Annotated in this window: 20 protein-coding genes; 9 read left to right on the top strand and 11 right to left on the bottom strand. The window is 37.1% G+C overall.

From position 1 onward, the window contains the following. Nucleotide 1: 1 nt before the first annotated feature. The 4 genes from PMN2A_RS06930 to PMN2A_RS06945 are packed head-to-tail and all read right to left on the bottom strand — an operon-like array spanning nucleotide 2 to nucleotide 3,969. Complete coding sequence (locus tag PMN2A_RS06930) at nucleotides 2-1,102, bottom strand: alpha/beta fold hydrolase (protein ID WP_041711024.1); 1,101 nt, start codon at nucleotides 1,100-1,102, stop codon at nucleotides 2-4. Continuing rightward, on the bottom strand, nucleotides 1,086-2,522 hold the full coding sequence (locus PMN2A_RS06935; protein ID WP_011294841.1) for an NAD(P)(+) transhydrogenase (Re/Si-specific) subunit beta: 1,437 nt from the start codon (nucleotides 2,520-2,522) through the stop codon (nucleotides 1,086-1,088). Before PMN2A_RS06935 ends, PMN2A_RS06930 begins: the two co-directional genes overlap by 17 nt. Before the next feature lie 11 nt (nucleotides 2,523-2,533). Further along, nucleotides 2,534-2,827, bottom strand: coding sequence for an NAD(P) transhydrogenase subunit alpha (locus PMN2A_RS06940; RefSeq protein ID WP_011294842.1), 294 nt, complete (start codon nucleotides 2,825-2,827; stop codon nucleotides 2,534-2,536). After that, a complete protein-coding gene (locus PMN2A_RS06945) occupies nucleotides 2,824-3,969 on the bottom strand; it encodes a Re/Si-specific NAD(P)(+) transhydrogenase subunit alpha (protein ID WP_011294843.1) in 1,146 nt (381 codons plus the stop codon). The genes PMN2A_RS06940 and PMN2A_RS06945 overlap by 4 nt, the downstream gene beginning before the upstream one ends. 149 nt (nucleotides 3,970-4,118) lie before the next feature. On the opposite strand from PMN2A_RS06945, the gene PMN2A_RS06950 reads away from it, so the two are divergent. The 3 genes from PMN2A_RS06950 to trxB all read left to right on the top strand — a co-directional run bounded on the left by PMN2A_RS06950 (nucleotide 4,119) and on the right by trxB (nucleotide 6,617). After that, on the top strand, nucleotides 4,119-4,697 hold the full coding sequence (locus PMN2A_RS06950) for a hypothetical protein (protein WP_011294844.1): 579 nt from the start codon (nucleotides 4,119-4,121) through the stop codon (nucleotides 4,695-4,697). Between the two features lie 207 nt (nucleotides 4,698-4,904). Next, a complete protein-coding gene (locus tag PMN2A_RS06955) occupies nucleotides 4,905-5,135 on the top strand; it encodes a hypothetical protein (protein ID WP_011294845.1) in 231 nt (76 codons plus the stop codon). A 105-nt stretch (nucleotides 5,136-5,240) separates the two neighbouring features. Further along, the gene (gene trxB / locus PMN2A_RS06960; protein WP_011294846.1) at nucleotides 5,241-6,617 is read left to right on the top strand and encodes a thioredoxin-disulfide reductase; all 1,377 of its coding nucleotides are present in this window, start codon (nucleotides 5,241-5,243) and stop codon (nucleotides 6,615-6,617) included. 11 nt (nucleotides 6,618-6,628) lie between these two features. Here trxB and infA read toward each other — a convergent pair whose 3' ends face one another. The 4 genes from infA to petM form a co-directional block, all read right to left on the bottom strand. Next, nucleotides 6,629-6,898: a translation initiation factor IF-1 gene (gene infA, locus PMN2A_RS06965; RefSeq protein ID WP_011294847.1), complete on the bottom strand. Its 270-nt coding sequence runs from the start codon at nucleotides 6,896-6,898 to the stop codon at nucleotides 6,629-6,631. 74 nt (nucleotides 6,899-6,972) lie between these two features. Next, entirely contained in the window at nucleotides 6,973-7,188 is a 216-nt protein-coding gene (locus PMN2A_RS06970) for a hypothetical protein (RefSeq protein WP_011294848.1), read from the bottom strand. A 52-nt stretch (nucleotides 7,189-7,240) separates the two neighbouring features. Further along, a complete protein-coding gene (locus tag PMN2A_RS06975) occupies nucleotides 7,241-8,203 on the bottom strand; it encodes an NAD(P)H-binding protein (RefSeq protein WP_041711241.1) in 963 nt (320 codons plus the stop codon). A 55-nt stretch (nucleotides 8,204-8,258) separates the two neighbouring features. Further along, on the bottom strand, nucleotides 8,259-8,357 hold the full coding sequence (gene petM / locus PMN2A_RS06980) for a cytochrome b6-f complex subunit PetM (RefSeq protein ID WP_011294850.1): 99 nt from the start codon (nucleotides 8,355-8,357) through the stop codon (nucleotides 8,259-8,261). A gap of 143 nt (nucleotides 8,358-8,500) precedes the next feature. Here petM and PMN2A_RS06985 point away from each other — a divergent pair, with 143 nt between their 5' ends. Further along, on the top strand, nucleotides 8,501-9,472 hold the full coding sequence (locus PMN2A_RS06985; protein WP_011294851.1) for an alpha/beta fold hydrolase: 972 nt from the start codon (nucleotides 8,501-8,503) through the stop codon (nucleotides 9,470-9,472). Between the two features lie 5 nt (nucleotides 9,473-9,477). After that, complete coding sequence (ilvN, locus tag PMN2A_RS06990; protein ID WP_011294852.1) at nucleotides 9,478-9,981, top strand: acetolactate synthase small subunit; 504 nt, start codon at nucleotides 9,478-9,480, stop codon at nucleotides 9,979-9,981. A gap of 16 nt (nucleotides 9,982-9,997) precedes the next feature. Here the strand turns inward: ilvN and PMN2A_RS06995 are convergent, their stop codons facing one another. Both PMN2A_RS06995 and PMN2A_RS07000 read right to left on the bottom strand, forming a co-directional pair. Continuing rightward, the gene (locus PMN2A_RS06995) at nucleotides 9,998-10,708 is read right to left on the bottom strand and encodes a peptidylprolyl isomerase (RefSeq protein ID WP_011294853.1); all 711 of its coding nucleotides are present in this window, start codon (nucleotides 10,706-10,708) and stop codon (nucleotides 9,998-10,000) included. Further along, a complete protein-coding gene (locus tag PMN2A_RS07000) occupies nucleotides 10,695-11,270 on the bottom strand; it encodes a photosystem I assembly protein Ycf4 (protein ID WP_011294854.1) in 576 nt (191 codons plus the stop codon). The genes PMN2A_RS06995 and PMN2A_RS07000 overlap by 14 nt, the downstream gene beginning before the upstream one ends. Before the next feature lie 200 nt (nucleotides 11,271-11,470). On the opposite strand from PMN2A_RS07000, the gene psbD reads away from it, so the two are divergent. Together psbD and psbC are read left to right on the top strand one after the other, a co-directional pair. After that, a complete protein-coding gene (gene psbD, locus PMN2A_RS07005) occupies nucleotides 11,471-12,547 on the top strand; it encodes a photosystem II D2 protein (photosystem q(a) protein) (protein ID WP_011294855.1) in 1,077 nt (358 codons plus the stop codon). Further along, entirely contained in the window at nucleotides 12,531-13,913 is a 1,383-nt protein-coding gene (gene psbC / locus PMN2A_RS07010; protein WP_011294856.1) for a photosystem II reaction center protein CP43, read from the top strand. The genes psbD and psbC overlap by 17 nt, the downstream gene beginning before the upstream one ends. Nucleotides 13,914-13,989: 76 nt before the next feature. Here the strand turns inward: psbC and PMN2A_RS07015 are convergent, their stop codons facing one another. Next, entirely contained in the window at nucleotides 13,990-14,625 is a 636-nt protein-coding gene (locus PMN2A_RS07015; RefSeq protein WP_011294857.1) for a nucleoside triphosphate pyrophosphatase, read from the bottom strand. 71 nt (nucleotides 14,626-14,696) lie between these two features. Here PMN2A_RS07015 and PMN2A_RS07020 point away from each other — a divergent pair, with 71 nt between their 5' ends. Together PMN2A_RS07020 and PMN2A_RS07025 are read left to right on the top strand one after the other, a co-directional pair. Further along, on the top strand, nucleotides 14,697-15,071 hold the full coding sequence (locus PMN2A_RS07020; RefSeq protein ID WP_011294858.1) for an Npun_F0494 family protein: 375 nt from the start codon (nucleotides 14,697-14,699) through the stop codon (nucleotides 15,069-15,071). After that, complete coding sequence (locus PMN2A_RS07025; protein WP_011294859.1) at nucleotides 15,068-16,582, top strand: cobyric acid synthase; 1,515 nt, start codon at nucleotides 15,068-15,070, stop codon at nucleotides 16,580-16,582. Before PMN2A_RS07020 ends, PMN2A_RS07025 begins: the two co-directional genes overlap by 4 nt. The last annotated feature ends 7 nt before the right edge of the window (nucleotides 16,583-16,589 follow it).

Here is a 16,589-nt window from a genome sequence, read left to right on the forward strand (position 1 = left end):
ATTAAATAGTTTTCAAAGATAAAAACCACTTACAAACAACTTGATCCCCCCAGCATCCTTCCTTGCCATGAAATCCATTGTGTCCACCTTTCTGAGTAAAAATAAATTGATTGATTTTTTGATCATTCGAAAATTTCATTTTTTCCATTAGTTTTTCAGCAGCTAAACAAGGAACCCAAGGATCATCTTTAGATTGAATAAATAATGTTTTAGGAAGAGATTTTTCATTCTTAATAAGAGAGAAAAAAGGAGATGCGTTCGCATAATATTCCTCAACGTTTTTATATCCCCATCTAGGAGCAGTTATAAAATTATCAAAAGATCTAATATCATTTATTTTTCTTTTTTTATCTTTTTTATTTATTACTAATGCATTTCTTTCTATTTCTTCTATCCCAAAAGGATCTTCTAAAGTTTGTCTAATCAAACGATTTAACAACCATTTTTGATAAATAAAATTTCTCGGTCTTTCAATAGAAGAACTACATTCATGTAAATCCAAAGGACTACTTATACATACCAATCCATCCAACAAAGATTCATTACCCATACAAGCATTTAAAAGAATAGTTCCACCTAAAGAGATACCCGCTCCAAAAAGAGGAATATTTTTTACACATCCATACTCATTAGTTAATTGAAATGAAATCTCTCTCGCACGTCTTAAAACAGGAATCAAATCACTATTGCACTCTGCAGCATAGGTACCATCGACATAATTCCTACAAGGATCTGAACCTCTCAAATTAAGTTTCAAAACAGCAAAATTTGACTGCACCAAAGCACTGGCCATCCTAGTCAAGCCTCTTCTGCGAGAAGAGCCTCCCAGTCCATGCAGAAGAAGAACTAAACCATTAAGACTAGAAGTAATTGGTGGTTTATCCAAGTATGCAACTAATGATCCACCCCCTGTTTTTCTACTCTTAAGAGGTGGGACATTTATACGAATTTCAGATGAATTGGCATAAGGCAATTCATCTGAAGCGAAGGTATCTCTAAGTGTCTGAAGATCAGGACCAATCCATGGAATGCGCTCCTTGAATGGTTGTAGTCCTAAGTCTGAAAGTAACTCCTCTCTTTTCAAATTATCCTTTGCTACCAACTCCAAGATCCTTTAGTTCCAATAAAAGATCACCAAGAACTTTTTTTGCATCTCCAAAGACCATAGAAGTATTAGGCAGGTCAAAAAGATCGTTTTTTATACCTGAATATCCAGCGCTCATTCCTCTTTTAACAACAAAAACAGTTCTCGCTTCTTGAACATCTAAAACCGGCATTCCATAAAGAGGGGAAGACTGATCAGTCTTAGCCTGTGGATTAACCACATCATTTGCTCCTAAAACCAATACAACATCCGTAGCAGGGAATTCAGGATTAATTACATCCATTTCTTTTAGTTGCTCGTAAGGTACATCTGCTTCCGCCAAAAGAACATTCATATGACCAGGCATCCTTCCAGCGACAGGATGAATGGCATAGGTGACTTCAATTTCGGCATTTTCTAAAACTCTGGTGACTTCCCTAAGAGTGTGCTGAGCCTGAGCAACGGCAAGGCCATAACCTGGAACAATTACAACTCTCTCTGCAGCCTCGAGAGACAGTGCACATTCTTCTGGGCTGCAGCTAGTGATGTTTGTATACTCTCCACCTCCTCCCGAAGCAACTGAACTAGAACCAAGTGCACCGCCAAACAAGACCGAAACTAAAGATCTATTCATTCCATCGCACATTACCTGTGTAAGTATTAGCCCAGCAGCTCCAACCATTGCACCAGCAACAATCAAAAGTTGACTACCAACGACGAATCCAGCCGCTGCTGCTGCAACCCCTGAGTAGCTGTTCAGTAGAGATATGACTACTGGCATATCTGCCCCACCAATGGGAAGAGTTACTCCAATACCAAGCAAAGACGAGGCAATTACAATAAGAAAAAGGCCATTTTGTCCATCGATTGAAAGATAGATTCCACCGATCAAAGCAAGAACAGCGCAAAAAATATTGAAAAAATGCCTAGCCTTACTTTGGGTCCAAGAAGGAGTAGACAGCCAGCCCTGAAGCTTAGCCATTGCAACTATTGATCCGGAGAATGTAATAGCTCCTACAAAGAGTGAAACGACTATTGAAAAATTCCTAATAAGTTCACCCACAACGCCATCAGAGCCGTCTGAGGATGGGAACAAAGCCACACCAAGTGCGACCAATAACGATGACATCCCACCACAACCGTTAAACAAAGCAACTATCTCAGGCATTGCAGTCATTGGAACCCTTTTAGCCGTTAAAGCTCCTAAAAGCCCTCCAATTAAAGTTCCACAAATTATCCAAATCCAAGAGTTAATAGAAATCCCTATGGTGCCTTGAGAGTTAAGCAACACCCCAAAAGCAGCCAACATCATCGCAATACCGGCAAGCCTATTTGCCTCTCTTGCTGATCTAACTTTTGAAAGGCCTTTAATGCCTAAAGCAAGCAATAAAACTGCCAGTAGATCAATAGCAAACTTAATGGGAGCAATAAAAGTCATAAGAGATAATCCTATTTACGAGTTTTTTTACGACTAAACATTGCAAGCATCCTGTCTGTAACCAAAAAGCCACCAATCACATTGAACAAAGCGAATCCAAGAGATATTGAGCCAATTATTAGTAGAGGTAAGTTGTCTCCTGATTTTATTATTAATGTTAAAGCTGCCAACATGGTGATGCCTGAGATTGCATTTGCTCCACTCATTAATGGAGTATGCAAAGTTGGAGGGACCTTACCTATGAGCTCCAAACCCAATAAGCTTCCGAGTAGCAGCACCCAAAGAGCTTCACTAAAAAAACTCATGACCTAGTTCCTCCATTCTCAATAATTTCAGATTTAAGTATTACCCCATCCTTACTAATCAAAGAACCAGCAATAAGCTCATCATCGTTATCAATCAAAAACTTACCCTCTTTAAACATTGGTTGGAGAAGAGACAATAAATTCCTTGAATATAGAGAACTAGCATGATTTGGAATTGAACAGGGGAGATTAGAAGCACCAATAATCTTCACACCTTCTCTAACAATAGTTTCTCCTGGTTTTGAGCATGCGCAATTTCCACCACTTAGAACAGCAAGATCAATTACTACAGAACCAGGACGCATGTCATCCAACATTTTTTCATCAATGAGTTTGGGGGCTTTTTTGCCCGGCACCTGAGCAGTGCAAATTGCTACGTCAGCTTCAGATAATTGTTTTGCCAATTCTTTTCTTTGAGCAACTATAAATTCATCAGAGACTTGTTTTGCGTATCCACCTGACTCTGATGGGGTTTCGTCAATCTTTGGAAGTTCAATAAATCTTGCTCCTAGTGATTCAACTTGCTCCTTTACAGCCTCACGAATATCACTCACATAAACAACAGCGCCTAGTCTTTTGGCTGTTGCAATAGCTTGAAGCCCAGCTACCCCAGCACCTAAAACAACAATTTTCGAAGGCTGAATAGTACCAGCAGCCGTCATTAACATTGGAAAATATCGGTCAAGAGCGCTTGCCGCTAAAAGTACAGATTTGTAACCAGCAATATTTGCCTGGGAAGACAATGCATCAGATGATTGAGCTCTGCTAATTCGAGGGAGCAACTCCAATGCTATTGCAGAAATATTTTTAGATTTTAATGTTTCGGCTAATAATTTATTTCCGTAAGGGTTCAAAAGACCAACAAGAAAAGATCCTGGTTTTAAATGCGAAAGAAATTTTTCGTTAGGAGGTTGGACACATAGAACAATGTCAACAATTTTTTTTACTTCATCGTTCTCTATTTCAACTAATTCAGCCCCAGCGTCCATGTAAGTATCATCTAAAAAGCCTGCAGCCTTTCCTGCACCTTTTTCAAAAAACACTTTACAACCCAAGTCCAAAAACTTTTTAACGGTCTCTGGAGTAGCTGAAACGCGTGTTTCTCCTAAAGCTGATTCAAAGGGAATTAAGAAACTGACCAAAGTAAAAAAATTTATCCTCTTAAAGATTAGGGGAGTAAACGATTAGAGGAGTAAACGTTTGAATACCAGCATTTTTAGTTAAGAAAGGTTTTCGTAATAGTTTTTTTTGGCTATGAAGTATTTGAGAAAAAAGTTATCGATCAGAAAAAATGAGCCTTACCGCGATCGAATGTCCAGATGGTGTATGTCATAGCCATCACGGTGGCCATGCTGTTCCCAGAACAGCCATGCAAAAGAATCTTCAAAGTCACGGGAAAGAGTGGTGCGAGCGCTTAGCAGAACGAATTTATGAAATGTCTGTAGACACCTACTCCCAAACAGTCATGCCTAGCCTTCATTCATCTGGATGGCAAAGAAAGCATCTTGACTGGGAATTCAAGCTAGCGAATAAAGAATCTGAGCCTGACGAAGCGTTGGTAGAGGGAATCATTAATGCCACTGAAAGTTTTTTGAGAAGCAGTGAAGTTCATCGCTTATTTATACAAGAACTTGTTCAAGGAACGTTTGCCGAAGCAAAGGATGACAGATTGCCATCTAAAGCTGTCAGAAAAGTAATTGAAAATGAAATAATAGTAATGATCGAAGGGAAGAAAGAAGAATTAACAAATAGGATTGCTAAGGCATTGGAAGAAGAAGCGAAAGGAGACTTAGACTTAGCAAAGAATGCAGCTATTGAAGGTATTAATGATGTTGAAAAACTATTGATAAATCATACAGAGGCAGTTTAATCAGCCAGGTAATCAGTATAAATATATTCCTTAGATTTAATGTTAATATCTTTGTCAACAAACTTTTAGCCACCCCATTGGTAATTATAAAGAAAATCTAAAATCTTAAGTGATAATTTCGTTTTCCAGACAAAACGCTAATTTGTACCAAAAAACACAAGTTAACCTCCCGTCGGCATGTCAATGTGTGCTCGTTGGGGATTAATCATGAATGCTTCTTTCAATAAGAGAATAAGTATTGCGAGCTGTTGGGCTGCAAGCCGAATAGCTTTACTTGATAGCGTGGAAAGGTACGAAGATAGTTACGCTATCAGCCAAGAATTTTGTGAATGGATTACTTGTATAAACACCTACCCTGAGGGTGTAAAAGCATCAACTTTAAAGGTTCCTGACTTTCAAAGAGAAAATTTTGATGCTGATGAACTTTTAGAACGTTGATTCTAAATAAATTTGAGATGAAAAAATAATCCAAGTTATTAATGCTTTAAATACACTTTCACGATTTTTTCTTATATCGTATAAATCAGTTTGATTTGGTATTACATGCCAGCCGAGAACAAAGAATTAAAAACTGAAAATTTAGTAATTATAGGTTCAGGACCCGCTGGATATACCGCTGCTATCTATGCGGCAAGAGCAAATCTACAACCGCTTATTATTACTGGGTTTGAAAAAGGGGGAATTCCAGGTGGTCAATTAATGACAACAACATTTGTAGAGAATTTCCCAGGTTTTCCAAATGGAGTTCAAGGTCCAGAATTGATGGATTTAATAAAAGCACAAGCTGTGAGATGGGGAACAAATCTAATTGAAGAAGATGCCATATCAATTGATCTAAGCAAAAGACCCTTTTCTATTGTTACTACTACCCAAAAAATCAAAACAAACTCCTTAATTATTTCCACCGGAGCAAGCGCCAATCGTCTAGGCCTTAAAAATGAGAAATTATTTTGGAGTAAGGGTATTAGTGCCTGTGCAATTTGCGATGGAGCAACACCTCAATTTAGAGATGAGGAACTTGCCGTAGTTGGAGGAGGGGACTCGGCTTGTGAAGAAGCCGAATATCTAACAAAATATGGAAGCCATGTACATTTGTTAGTCAGATCAAGGAAACTTAGGGCTTCAGCTGCAATGGCCGATCGAGTAGAAGCAAATCCCAACATTACGATTCATTGGGAGACAGAGCTTTTAGATGTTTTGGGTAATGATTGGCTAGAGAAATTAAAAGTTAAAAGAAGAGACACTAACCAAGAAGAAGAAATTTTAGCTAAGGGACTTTTTTATGCAATTGGACATACTCCCAACACGTCTTTATTTACAAATCAGTTAAGTACAGACTCAAAAGGTTACTTACTAACACAACCTGGAAGACCTGAAACCTCATTAGAAGGCGTCTATGCCGCTGGAGATGTTGCTGATTCGGAATGGCGTCAAGGTGTTACTGCGGCAGGCAGCGGTTGCAAAGCAGCTTTAGCTGCTGAAAGATGGCTCACAAAAAACAACTTAGCAACACTTATAAAAAGGGTTGAATTAGAGCCCTCAAAGGCTGATACAACAAAAATTTTAGAAGTTAGTAACGAGGCAAATTTCGACCCCGAGAAGACATGGCAAAAGGGAAGTTATGCACTAAGAAAGTTATATCATGAGACAGAAAAACCTCTCTTCGTAGTTTACACATCCAGTAGCTGTGGCCCTTGTCACATTCTCAAGCCCCAACTTCATAGAGTTCTTAACGAGTCAAAAGGGAAAGCTATAGGTGTTGAAATTGATATTGAAAACGACCAAGATATTGCCAAGCAAGCTGAAGTAAGCGGTACTCCAACAGTACATCTTTTTAAAAATAAGGAATTAAAAAAACAATGGAAAGGTGTTAAAACAAGAAGTGAATATAAAGCCGCATTGGATGAACTAATTAATTAGCGATTCAAGGTCTATCTTTTCCTGGGCCCTCCTGGTCTATTGCCACCTTGCCTTCCTCCTCCAGGTCCTACGTTTCTTTCTCTATATGTAATACGACCACGTGTTAAATCATAGGGGCTGATTTCAACAAGAACCTTATCTCCTGCAAGCAATTTTATTCTGAATTTTGTTAATTTTCCTGCGGCCCTACACAAGCATTGATGTCCAGCGGGCTGTTCAAGAGTTACAAGATAAAATCCATTGCCTTGTTCTTTTTCAATAACGCCGGATGTTTCAATCATGTGGTTTTTTTCATCACTAATTAACTAAAATTATTGTATTCTAAAAAGTCTTTAATTAACCAATAAATGTATATTTAACTAAAAATGTCTTGCAACTCTCGAGCAGTTTGAAATTGTCCATAATAATAATTCGCAGAAGCTCTTAAGCCTGCATCAGCTAAACCATCAAAAGCTTCAAAACCAATACTTTTCCATAATTCATTTCCACATAACTTATCCAGTTCCGAAGACGCTTCTTTAGATAGATTTTCTAATCTCCTATTAAGGTTCTTAATTTGACTAATAGACATCGCAAAAATTGGTTTCCCTAATAGTACATACTAACTATTTATTTGCAATAGCTTAAATTGGGAATTTCTTTTTCTCTTCAATATCAAGATCAACTCCTATATCTTTAAGCCTTTTCAATATGACTCCGTAATACTCTTTTATATAACCCTCCATTGTTGTTGTATCGGCTGGATTTAACCCAAAAGCCGTATAAGTATCTTCCATCGGAGCATCCAACTTTCCTCCACTACCGCTCAATTCAGAGAAAGAGAGCCTCTCTGCAACATTCAACGTTGGTTCGAAAAACGATACAACTGATTGAGCAATAGAAATTATTGTTGGGGAAACTTTTAATACTCTTGCTCTTTTTTCACTGAACTTTTCACATAAATCAACTAAGCCTTTAGCACTCCATGCTTTCGGTCCAACTATTGGGAATCTTCCTTTTATGGTTTGAGGCCTATCTAAGGCTGCAACAGCAAATCGAGCAATATCCTGCGTATTCATATAAGCAATATCAGTAGGATTCCCACTTATCCAAACTGGTTCATTATTTAAGATAGGAATAGCGAATTGACCTATGGCTCCTTGCATGAAAGCAACACCTTGCAAAATGGTGTAGTCCAAAGAAGAACTGACCAACAATTCTTCAGTACAATATTTGATATCCATTAATGGAATTTCTCTATATTTTTCTGCCGCTAACAAAGATAAAAAGACTACTCTTTTTACATTTTTTTCTTCACAAGCGTTAAATAGATTTAATTTTCCATCCCAATCAGTTTCGTAGACGCTGCGAGGATCATCAGGTCTACTTGTTGCTGCATCAATAACAGCATCAATGCCATCAAGTGCATACTCAATATCTTCTTTATTTAATAAATTGCCACGAGTCAACTCACATCCCCACTCCTGAAGGAATGAGGCAGCTTTTGGTTTTCTAACCATGCAGCGCACTTTATGCCCTGCATCTATGGCGTTTTTGGCTATTTGGCGACCAAGAGTTCCTGTGCCACCAATCACCAGAACTTGCATAGTTGAATTCATTACAAGAGTCGAGCTTAAATGGGCAAACTATGGATTGTGGAAATTAATCACCTTGAAGTTTCAATAGAAGGACTCCTCCTAAAAGTCCAACGGGAATCAAAACCCAAAAGACTGCAGCGATTCCAAAAATTTCTGATGCCATTCAGATAACTTAACTCATTTACTATTAAAACCTAAAGACCTTACATTCAGTCCACAATCCAAAGGCATGAGCAAATTTTTAAAATAAACTTAAAATGAAACTACTAATGATAAAAAACAAAGTTAAATTGATTCTTGATCTAAATGCAGCAAAATATTCATAATAAAGAACCTTTAATGGGATCTCCTCATTGGGGTGAGTCTAAGTATTGGAGCTACAAAGATCTTAGGGTTCACTTCAGAGTGACTGGAGAGGAATCTAATCCTCCCATTGTTCTAATTCATGGGTTTGGAGCAAGCAGCGATCACTGGAGAAATAATGCAGAAATATTTGCATCAGAAGGTTTTAGGGTCTTCGGAATAGATTTAATAGGTTTTGGAAAATCAGAGCAAAATCTTCAAAGTAAAAGAAAGCATTTAGATAATCAATTTTGGGCAAATCAATTAGCTTCTTTTCTTGATGAAATTGTTGACATTCAAAAGAACGGAAAAGTTATATTAATTGGAAATTCATTGGGAGCTTTAACAGCAATCACAACTCTCTCTAATAGACCAGAGTTAATAAAAACAATAATTGCAGCACCACTACCAGAGCCAGTTTTTGTTAATCCAATTAAATTTTCTTTTCCAAATTGGCTTTTAAAAGTTAAAAGTTTTCTGATAAAAATTGTTTTTCATTTATTTCCACTTAAGACATTAGTAAATTTGATATCAAGAACAAAATTAATTACTTTTGCTCTTCAAAGCGCCTATTTTCGCTCAATTTTAAATGATACTCCTCTAAAAAGGATAGTTACAGTCCCAGCCCAGAGAGTCAACGCATCCAAAGCTCTAAGATCTATGTGCATTGGAATGAGCAATAGACCAAATTTGGCAAAAGGTCCATCTATTATTGAGAAGATTCAAAACCTGCCAAATCGTCCCCCAATTTTATTAATTTGGGGAAAACAGGATAAATTGATACCTATATTTTTAGGAAAAAAACTAATAAAGCTCCATCCTTGGCTTAAATTAACCGTAGTTGACGAAGCAGGCCATTGTCCCCACGATGAATTACCGAAACATTTCAATCAAATTGTTATGAAATGGCTGAAGAACTTAAAAACTTCTAAGTAAAAAATATGAAGCACACACTTTCAGTTTTAGTTGAAGATGAATCTGGAGCACTAAGCAGGATTGCAGGCCTTTTTGCAAGAAGAGGATTTAATATTGATAGCTTGGCTGTTGGTCCTGCAGAAGCCAAAGGGATATCTAGATTAACAATGGTCGTTCAAGGAGATGAATCGACGCTTCAACAAATGACCAAACAACTAAACAAATTAATCAATGTTTTAGAAGTTCTCGATTTGACAACTTTACCAGCTGTAGAGAGAGAGTTGATGCTCTTGAAAGTCTCTGCTTCATCTGAAAACAGAGGGAAAATATTAGATCTTGTTCAAGTTTTCAGAGCAAAAGTTGTAGATGTTTCGGATAGTGCTTTGACACTTGAAGTAGTTGGTGATCCAGGCAAACTTGTTGCTCTGGAAAATTTATTGAAGCCTTATGGAATTTTAGAAATTGCTCGGACAGGGAAAGTTGCTCTTAAGAGGGCCTCAGGTGTAAATACAGAAATGTTAAAAACCTAAAAAATAATATTTTTCTTCAAGAGTCAACTCTTTTAGCTTCAATTATAAAATCTTCTTCTTGAATTAAATCAACTATATTCATACCACTAATCACTTTTCCAAAAACAGCGTACCTTCCATCAAGTTCAGGTAAAGATTTTAGTAAAATATAAAATTGCAAACTTGCTGAATTTAATGCTTTAGATCTTGCCATAGATAAATATGATCTTTTATGCTTAAGTTCAATATTATTTACTTGACTAGGTTCATCTATTTCTTTTCCATATATTGGTAAATTGCTTGTCTTTAATTTTATTTCCAAGGGAATATATCTTTTGTCTTTTATTTTAGTATCTATAGACTTATTTTGATTTCCTATTGAAGTATTGTCTCCACCTCTAATAATAAAAGGGTAGGGTTTTTTAATAACCCTGTTAAAAATTGTTTTATTATAAGAACCTTTTTCGATAAAATCTATAAAGTTTCCAACAGTTATTGGGGCCAATTCACCATACAACTCTAACTTTATATTGCCTTTATTAGTAATAAACAATACATATTCATTTGAATCTATGCAGGGGAGTTTTGTCGTAGAGCATATATTTATATCTTCGTTTTTATTTATATTTGAACATCCCGAAATCAAAAACAAATTGACAAATAGAAAAATATAAACCGGTTGAAAAAATCTATAAGATAAAATTGAATTATTTGAAAGATTAGTAATTTTATTATTAAATTCCTTCAAGGTTAACCTCTAAAAATCTCGCAATTTCAGCCCCCTCATTCTCTAAATCCAATAATGGCTGAGGAGATCCAACTCGAGATATAGGTAAATCCTTCCTACCTTTAATCCTCAAAGATACTCTTCTTAGTGGATTAAAACCCTCTCTTACCTCTAATTTCACAGCTTTAATCTCATCAATGGGGATTTCTATTTCTATATTTTTGAATAAACCTCTCCGAGATAAAGATAAAACTCCTTTATTTTTATCAAATCTATTTACGCCAGAACCATAATCAATATTTATTAGTCTCCAAAAATAAATAGCCAGCAAGAAAGCCGCTACACCGTATAGCCCCATAACCAAGCCTTGAGGAACAAAAATCAGGGTCGAAGGGTTTCCTAGTGGTAAAAAATCTCTTCCAAAATAACTAGAGAATGAAGCCAACAAAAATCCAACACCTCCGATACTTAGCATCGAAGCAACAAGATAGTTCGAAACCTTACGCGAACCTTTAATTTTCTGTTCTAAAACCAAACCAGATAGCTCTTTTTCTGATTGGCTTAACTTTGATTCAGATGACATAATCTAATGAAATTGGGAAGCACATCCCTTTCAAAACATTATAGAGACTAAGTTTTTGACAATTAATAAGTAGAAATAAAAAAAATTGATTTTATCTCATTTCAATACAAGGGATTTCATCAAGTTAAAGATTTACCCACAAACCCCGTCATCGTTGTTAAAGTCCTCGACGTATACAAAAGCTCAGCAACGCTCCTCCCATGACGATCGCTGTTGGAAGCGCAACAGAACGAGGTTGGTTTGACGCCCTCGATGACTGGTTAAAGCGCGACCGATTCGTATTTGTTGGTTGGTCTGGACTACTACTCTTCCCTACGGCTTTCCTAGCTATTGGTGGATGGTTTACAGGTACAACCTTCGTTTCTTCCTGGTACACCCATGGTGTAGCCAGTTCTTACCTTGAGGGATGCAATTTCCTCACAGCCGCTGTTAGTACTCCTGGCGATGCCATGGGTCACAGTCTTCTATTCCTTTGGGGACCAGAAGCTCAGGGCGATTTAACACGTTGGTTCCAACTTGGTGGCCTTTGGAATTTCGTTGCTCTTCACGGCGCGTTTAGTCTTATCGGCTTCATGCTTCGTCAATTCGAAATTGCCAGACTAGTTGGTATCCGTCCATATAACGCACTTGCTTTCTCAGCAGTTATTGCAGTATTTACTGCTTGCTTCCTTATCTATCCATTAGGACAGCACAGTTGGTTCTTCGCTCCTTCTTTTGGAGTTGCAGCAATATTCCGTTTCATCCTCTTCATTCAAGGATTTCACAACATTACGCTTAACCCATTCCACATGATGGGAGTAGCAGGAATTCTTGGTGGTGCTCTTCTTTGTGCTATTCACGGTGCAACAGTTCAGAACACTCTTTATGAAGATTCAAGTCAGTACTCTGAAGGTAAAGCTCAGAGTTCTACTTTCAGAGGTTTCGATCCAGTTCAAGAAGAAGAAACTTACTCATTTATTACAGCAAACCGTTTCTGGAGTCAGATTTTCGGAATTGCTTTCTCAAATAAGCGTTTCCTCCACTTCTTGATGCTCTTCGTACCAGTAACAGGTATGTGGGCTGCATCAATTGGAATCGTTGGATTAGCTCTAAACCTTCGTGCTTACGACTTTGTTAGCCAAGAAATCAGAGCTGCTGAAGATCCTGAATTCGAAACTTTCTACACAAAAAATATCCTTCTTAATGAAGGTATGCGTGCATGGATGTCTTCTGTAGACCAACCACACGAAAACTTTGTATTCCCTGAGGAGGTACTCCCACGTGGAAACGCCCTTTAATAGTTTACTCAAAGCTCCTAATCAAAGTCTTGAAGAGACTGGTTACGCCTGGTATGTAGGAAATGCAAGGCTAATCAATCTTTCAGGAAGACTTTTAGGCGCTCACATTGCTCACGCAGGACTAATTGTGTTCTGGGCAGGCGCGATGATGCTTTTCGAAGTAAGTCACTTCACCATGGATAAACCCATGTGGGAACAAGGCTTAATTTGTATGCCTCACGTAGCCATGTTTGGATACGGCATTGGTCCAGGTGGAGAAGTCACGGATGTATGGCCTTTCTTCATTGCTGGTGTTATTCACCTAGTTGCATCTGGAATCCTTGGCTTTGGTGGTGTTTTTCACTCCCTTGCAGGCCCAGAGAAACTTGAAGAAGATTTCCCATTCTTCTCTACTGACTGGAGAGATAAAAACCAAATGACCAATATTCTTGGTTTTCATTTGGTTGTTCTTGGTGTTGGAGCTCTTCTATGGTCCATTAACTGGATGTACATAGGTGGTGCATACGACACTTGGGCTCCAGGTGGAGGAGAAGTTAGGTTGATCAACCCAACACTCGATCCAAGAATTATTTTTGGATATCTGCTATCAACCCCATGGGGTGGTGGTGGTTGGATGGTTGGTGTTAACTCAATGGAAGATATTGTCGGAGGACATGTTTACCTGGGAGTGATTGAAATAATTGGTGGTCTTTTCCATATCTTCACTCAGCCTTACGGGTGGGCAAGAAGAGCCTTTATCTGGAACGGTGAAGGTCTTCTAAGTTATGCGTTAGGTGGAATCTGTGTCGCAAGTTTTGTTGCCTCATGTTTCATCTGGTTTAACAACACTGCCTATCCATCTGAGTTCTACGGTCCAACAAACGCTGAAGCTTCTCAGGCCCAAAGTTTTACATTCCTAGTTCGTGACCAACGAATTGGAGCAAATGTAGGTTCAACAATGGGTCCGACTGGTTTAGGTAAATACCTAATGCGTTCTCCTACAGGTGAAATCATCTTTGGTGGAGAGACTATGCGTTTTTGGGATTTCCGAGGACCTTGGCTTGAGCCTCTTAGAGGACCAAATGGTCTCAGCCTTGAGAAGATTCAAAATGATATTCAGCCTTGGCAAGTTCGCCGCGCTGCTGAATACATGACACATGCTCCAAACGCTTCTATCAACTCAGTTGGTGGAATCATTACTGAGCCCAATGCTGTTAACTTTGTTAACTTGCGTCAATGGCTAGCAGGTGCTCAATTCTTCCTTGGTTGGTTTACTTTTGTAGGTCATCTTTGGCATGCCGGTCGTGCGAGAGCCGCTGCGGCTGGATTTGAAAAAGGTATCAGTCGTTCACAAGAGCCTGCTCTTTCAATGCCTGATCTAGATTAGATCTCTCAATAAATAAAAAAAGCCCTCTAATAAGAGGGCTTTTTTTATGGTTAAAAATATTTGACCTTAATATTATTTATCTATCTAAAAGCAAGCGAGATAAACCAAATTTTTCTAAATTATTTTTTAACCAAGGTAAGCTAAGACCAATAACATTGCTAAAACATCCATCTATTTTTTTAATAAAAAGTCCTCCATTTCCCTCAATGGCAAAGCCTCCTGCACAATTGTATGGTTCTGAAGTTGAAGCATATTTATTAATCTCAAAATTGGATAAATTCATAAATTCAATTCTTGTGCTCACAACTCCATCGCAACTATTATTTTGTGAAATACTTTCCCTATCAGATTTTGAATTATCCAACGAAATCAAACAGTGACCAGTATGTAAAAAACCAGATTGACCAGACATCCTTTGCCATCTAGATATCAATTGCTCTTTATCAATTGGCTTTTCGAAAATTTCCCCCTTAAACTCAAACAAAGAATCACAACCTAATAAAGCTTGATAAGTATTTAAGGCATGATTTTCTTCTATCAACTTTTTTAATGCACTGTCAGCTTTAGCCTTGGCTAATAATTTTACCTTCAAAATTGGATCTGGTTCCTGAAGCTGTGTCTCATCAAAATCACTTACAATAACTTTGTGTCTCAAAGCTATTTGATCAAGTAATTTTTGACGTGCTTTGGATGCAGAGGCAAGCACAAACATAGAAAACTAAATTTTTTAATACTTACGATCATTATTGATCTTCTATTTAAAAAATAAATCCTTTTAATTAAATGTTGCTGATTGACCAAAAAATCTTTATAAGAGCAAAGAAAGGGATTAGGAATTGTCCCTTTAACTTATTTCTTTTTCAAAGTCTTCAAAAAAAGAGTCTTAGTGCTCAAGATATTTTTGAAAATAAATCAAAATATTTGAGAAAAGAATTTATGTTTATCAATAGTTCTTTATTCATAGAGAATGAATTTCTTAAGTTAATTAAAATTGGTGTATTAAGAAGGGAAGTTGATGGCCAAGGGCTTACTTCAAAAGTTCGTATTACACCAACAGGAAGAAAAGTACTAGAAAGCCATGCAGATTTATTTACTAAAAGATTATCGCTTATAAAAAAATTAATTAAATGCCTAAAGTATCAATTATCACCGAGATGAACATAGATCTCAAAAGGACTCCACTAATGGTTTTAGGAACCTCAAGTGGCGCAGGTAAAACGCTCATAGCAACTGCTATTTGTCGATGCTTAAAAAGGAAAGGGGAACAGCCAATACCTTTTAAGGGCCAAAACATGAGCAATAACGCCTGGGTTGATACGAAGGGAAGAGAAATGGCATATTCTCAAGCCCTTCAATCCTGGTCTGCAGGCTTAGAACCAAGTGCTGAAATGAATCCTGTGCTTCTAAAGCCAAAAGGGGATTGTACAAGTGAAGTAATTCATCTAGGCAAAAGTGTCGGCACTAGCAGAGCGATTAATTATTACGAAGACTGGTTCGATTCAGGCTGGGAGGCTATTAAAAAAGGCCTAGCAATATTATTAAAGAGTAAAACCGACGGAAGACTGATTCTTGAAGGGGCTGGAAGTCCCGTAGAGGTGAATTTGCAACATAAAGATCTTACAAATTTGAAATTAGCAAAATATTTAAATGCGAATTGTATTTTAGTAGCAGATATTGAAAGAGGAGGCGTTTTTGCTCAAATCATTGGAACAATTGCGTTGATGAAGCCTGATGAAAAAAAATTAATTAAAGGAATAATTATTAATAGGTTCAGAGGTGATAAAGCATTATTTGAAACAGGAGTTACATGGATAGAAAAAGAAACAGGAATCCCAGTTTTAGGAATATTACCTTGGCTAAAAGAGATTTTTCCACCTGAAGATTCCCTTGATTTACTTGAAAGAAAACAAATAAATCAAGGTGCAGAAATAGAAATTGCAATAATAAAATTACCTAGAATCAGCAATTTTTCTGATCTAGATCCTTTTTTTAGCGATTCAAGTATTCAAATGCGATGGATAGAGCCTGGCCAAGAGCTAGGGGAACCAGATGTATTAATAATTCCTGGAAGCAAACAAACAATTAAAGATTTAGAAAGTCTAAATAAAACTGGTTTGAGCAATCAAATAAAAAATTATGCCAAAAAAGGGGGAAATATTTTTGGCATATGTGGAGGTTTACAAATGCTAGGAAAATCATTGGAAGACCCACATCAGCAGGAAAGTATTAATGAAACAAGTACATCTTCAAATATGGGGATGAATCTTCTTCCAATCAAAACAACTTTTAGAGAAATCAAGCACACCTCACAAAGAGAAGAAAAAGTTTCATGGCCATTTTCTCAGAATATAAAGGGGTTTGAAATGCATTACGGGGAAAGTGATTTGATCAATAATAAAGATTCCGAAATTATTTCTCTATTTAAAAACAGTTCATTAGGGTGGGTAATAGAAAAAAAAGATAAAAGCTTTGTTGGAGGAACTTATTTACATGGAATTTTTGAAAATGATGAATGGCGAAGACAATGGATCAATAAAATAAGACAGAAAAAGGGATTAAATCATTTAAAAATTGATGAAGAAAACAATAGTGATAAAAGAGAAAGATTATTAGATTTATTAACTGATGCCTTCGAAAAAAATATAAATATAGATATTTTAATCAAATGATTTAAAT

Origin of the sequence: Prochlorococcus marinus str. NATL2A (genome assembly GCF_000012465.1) — a bacterium.
GTDB classification, from domain to species: Bacteria; Cyanobacteriota; Cyanobacteriia; order PCC-6307; family Cyanobiaceae; genus Prochlorococcus_B; species Prochlorococcus_B marinus_B.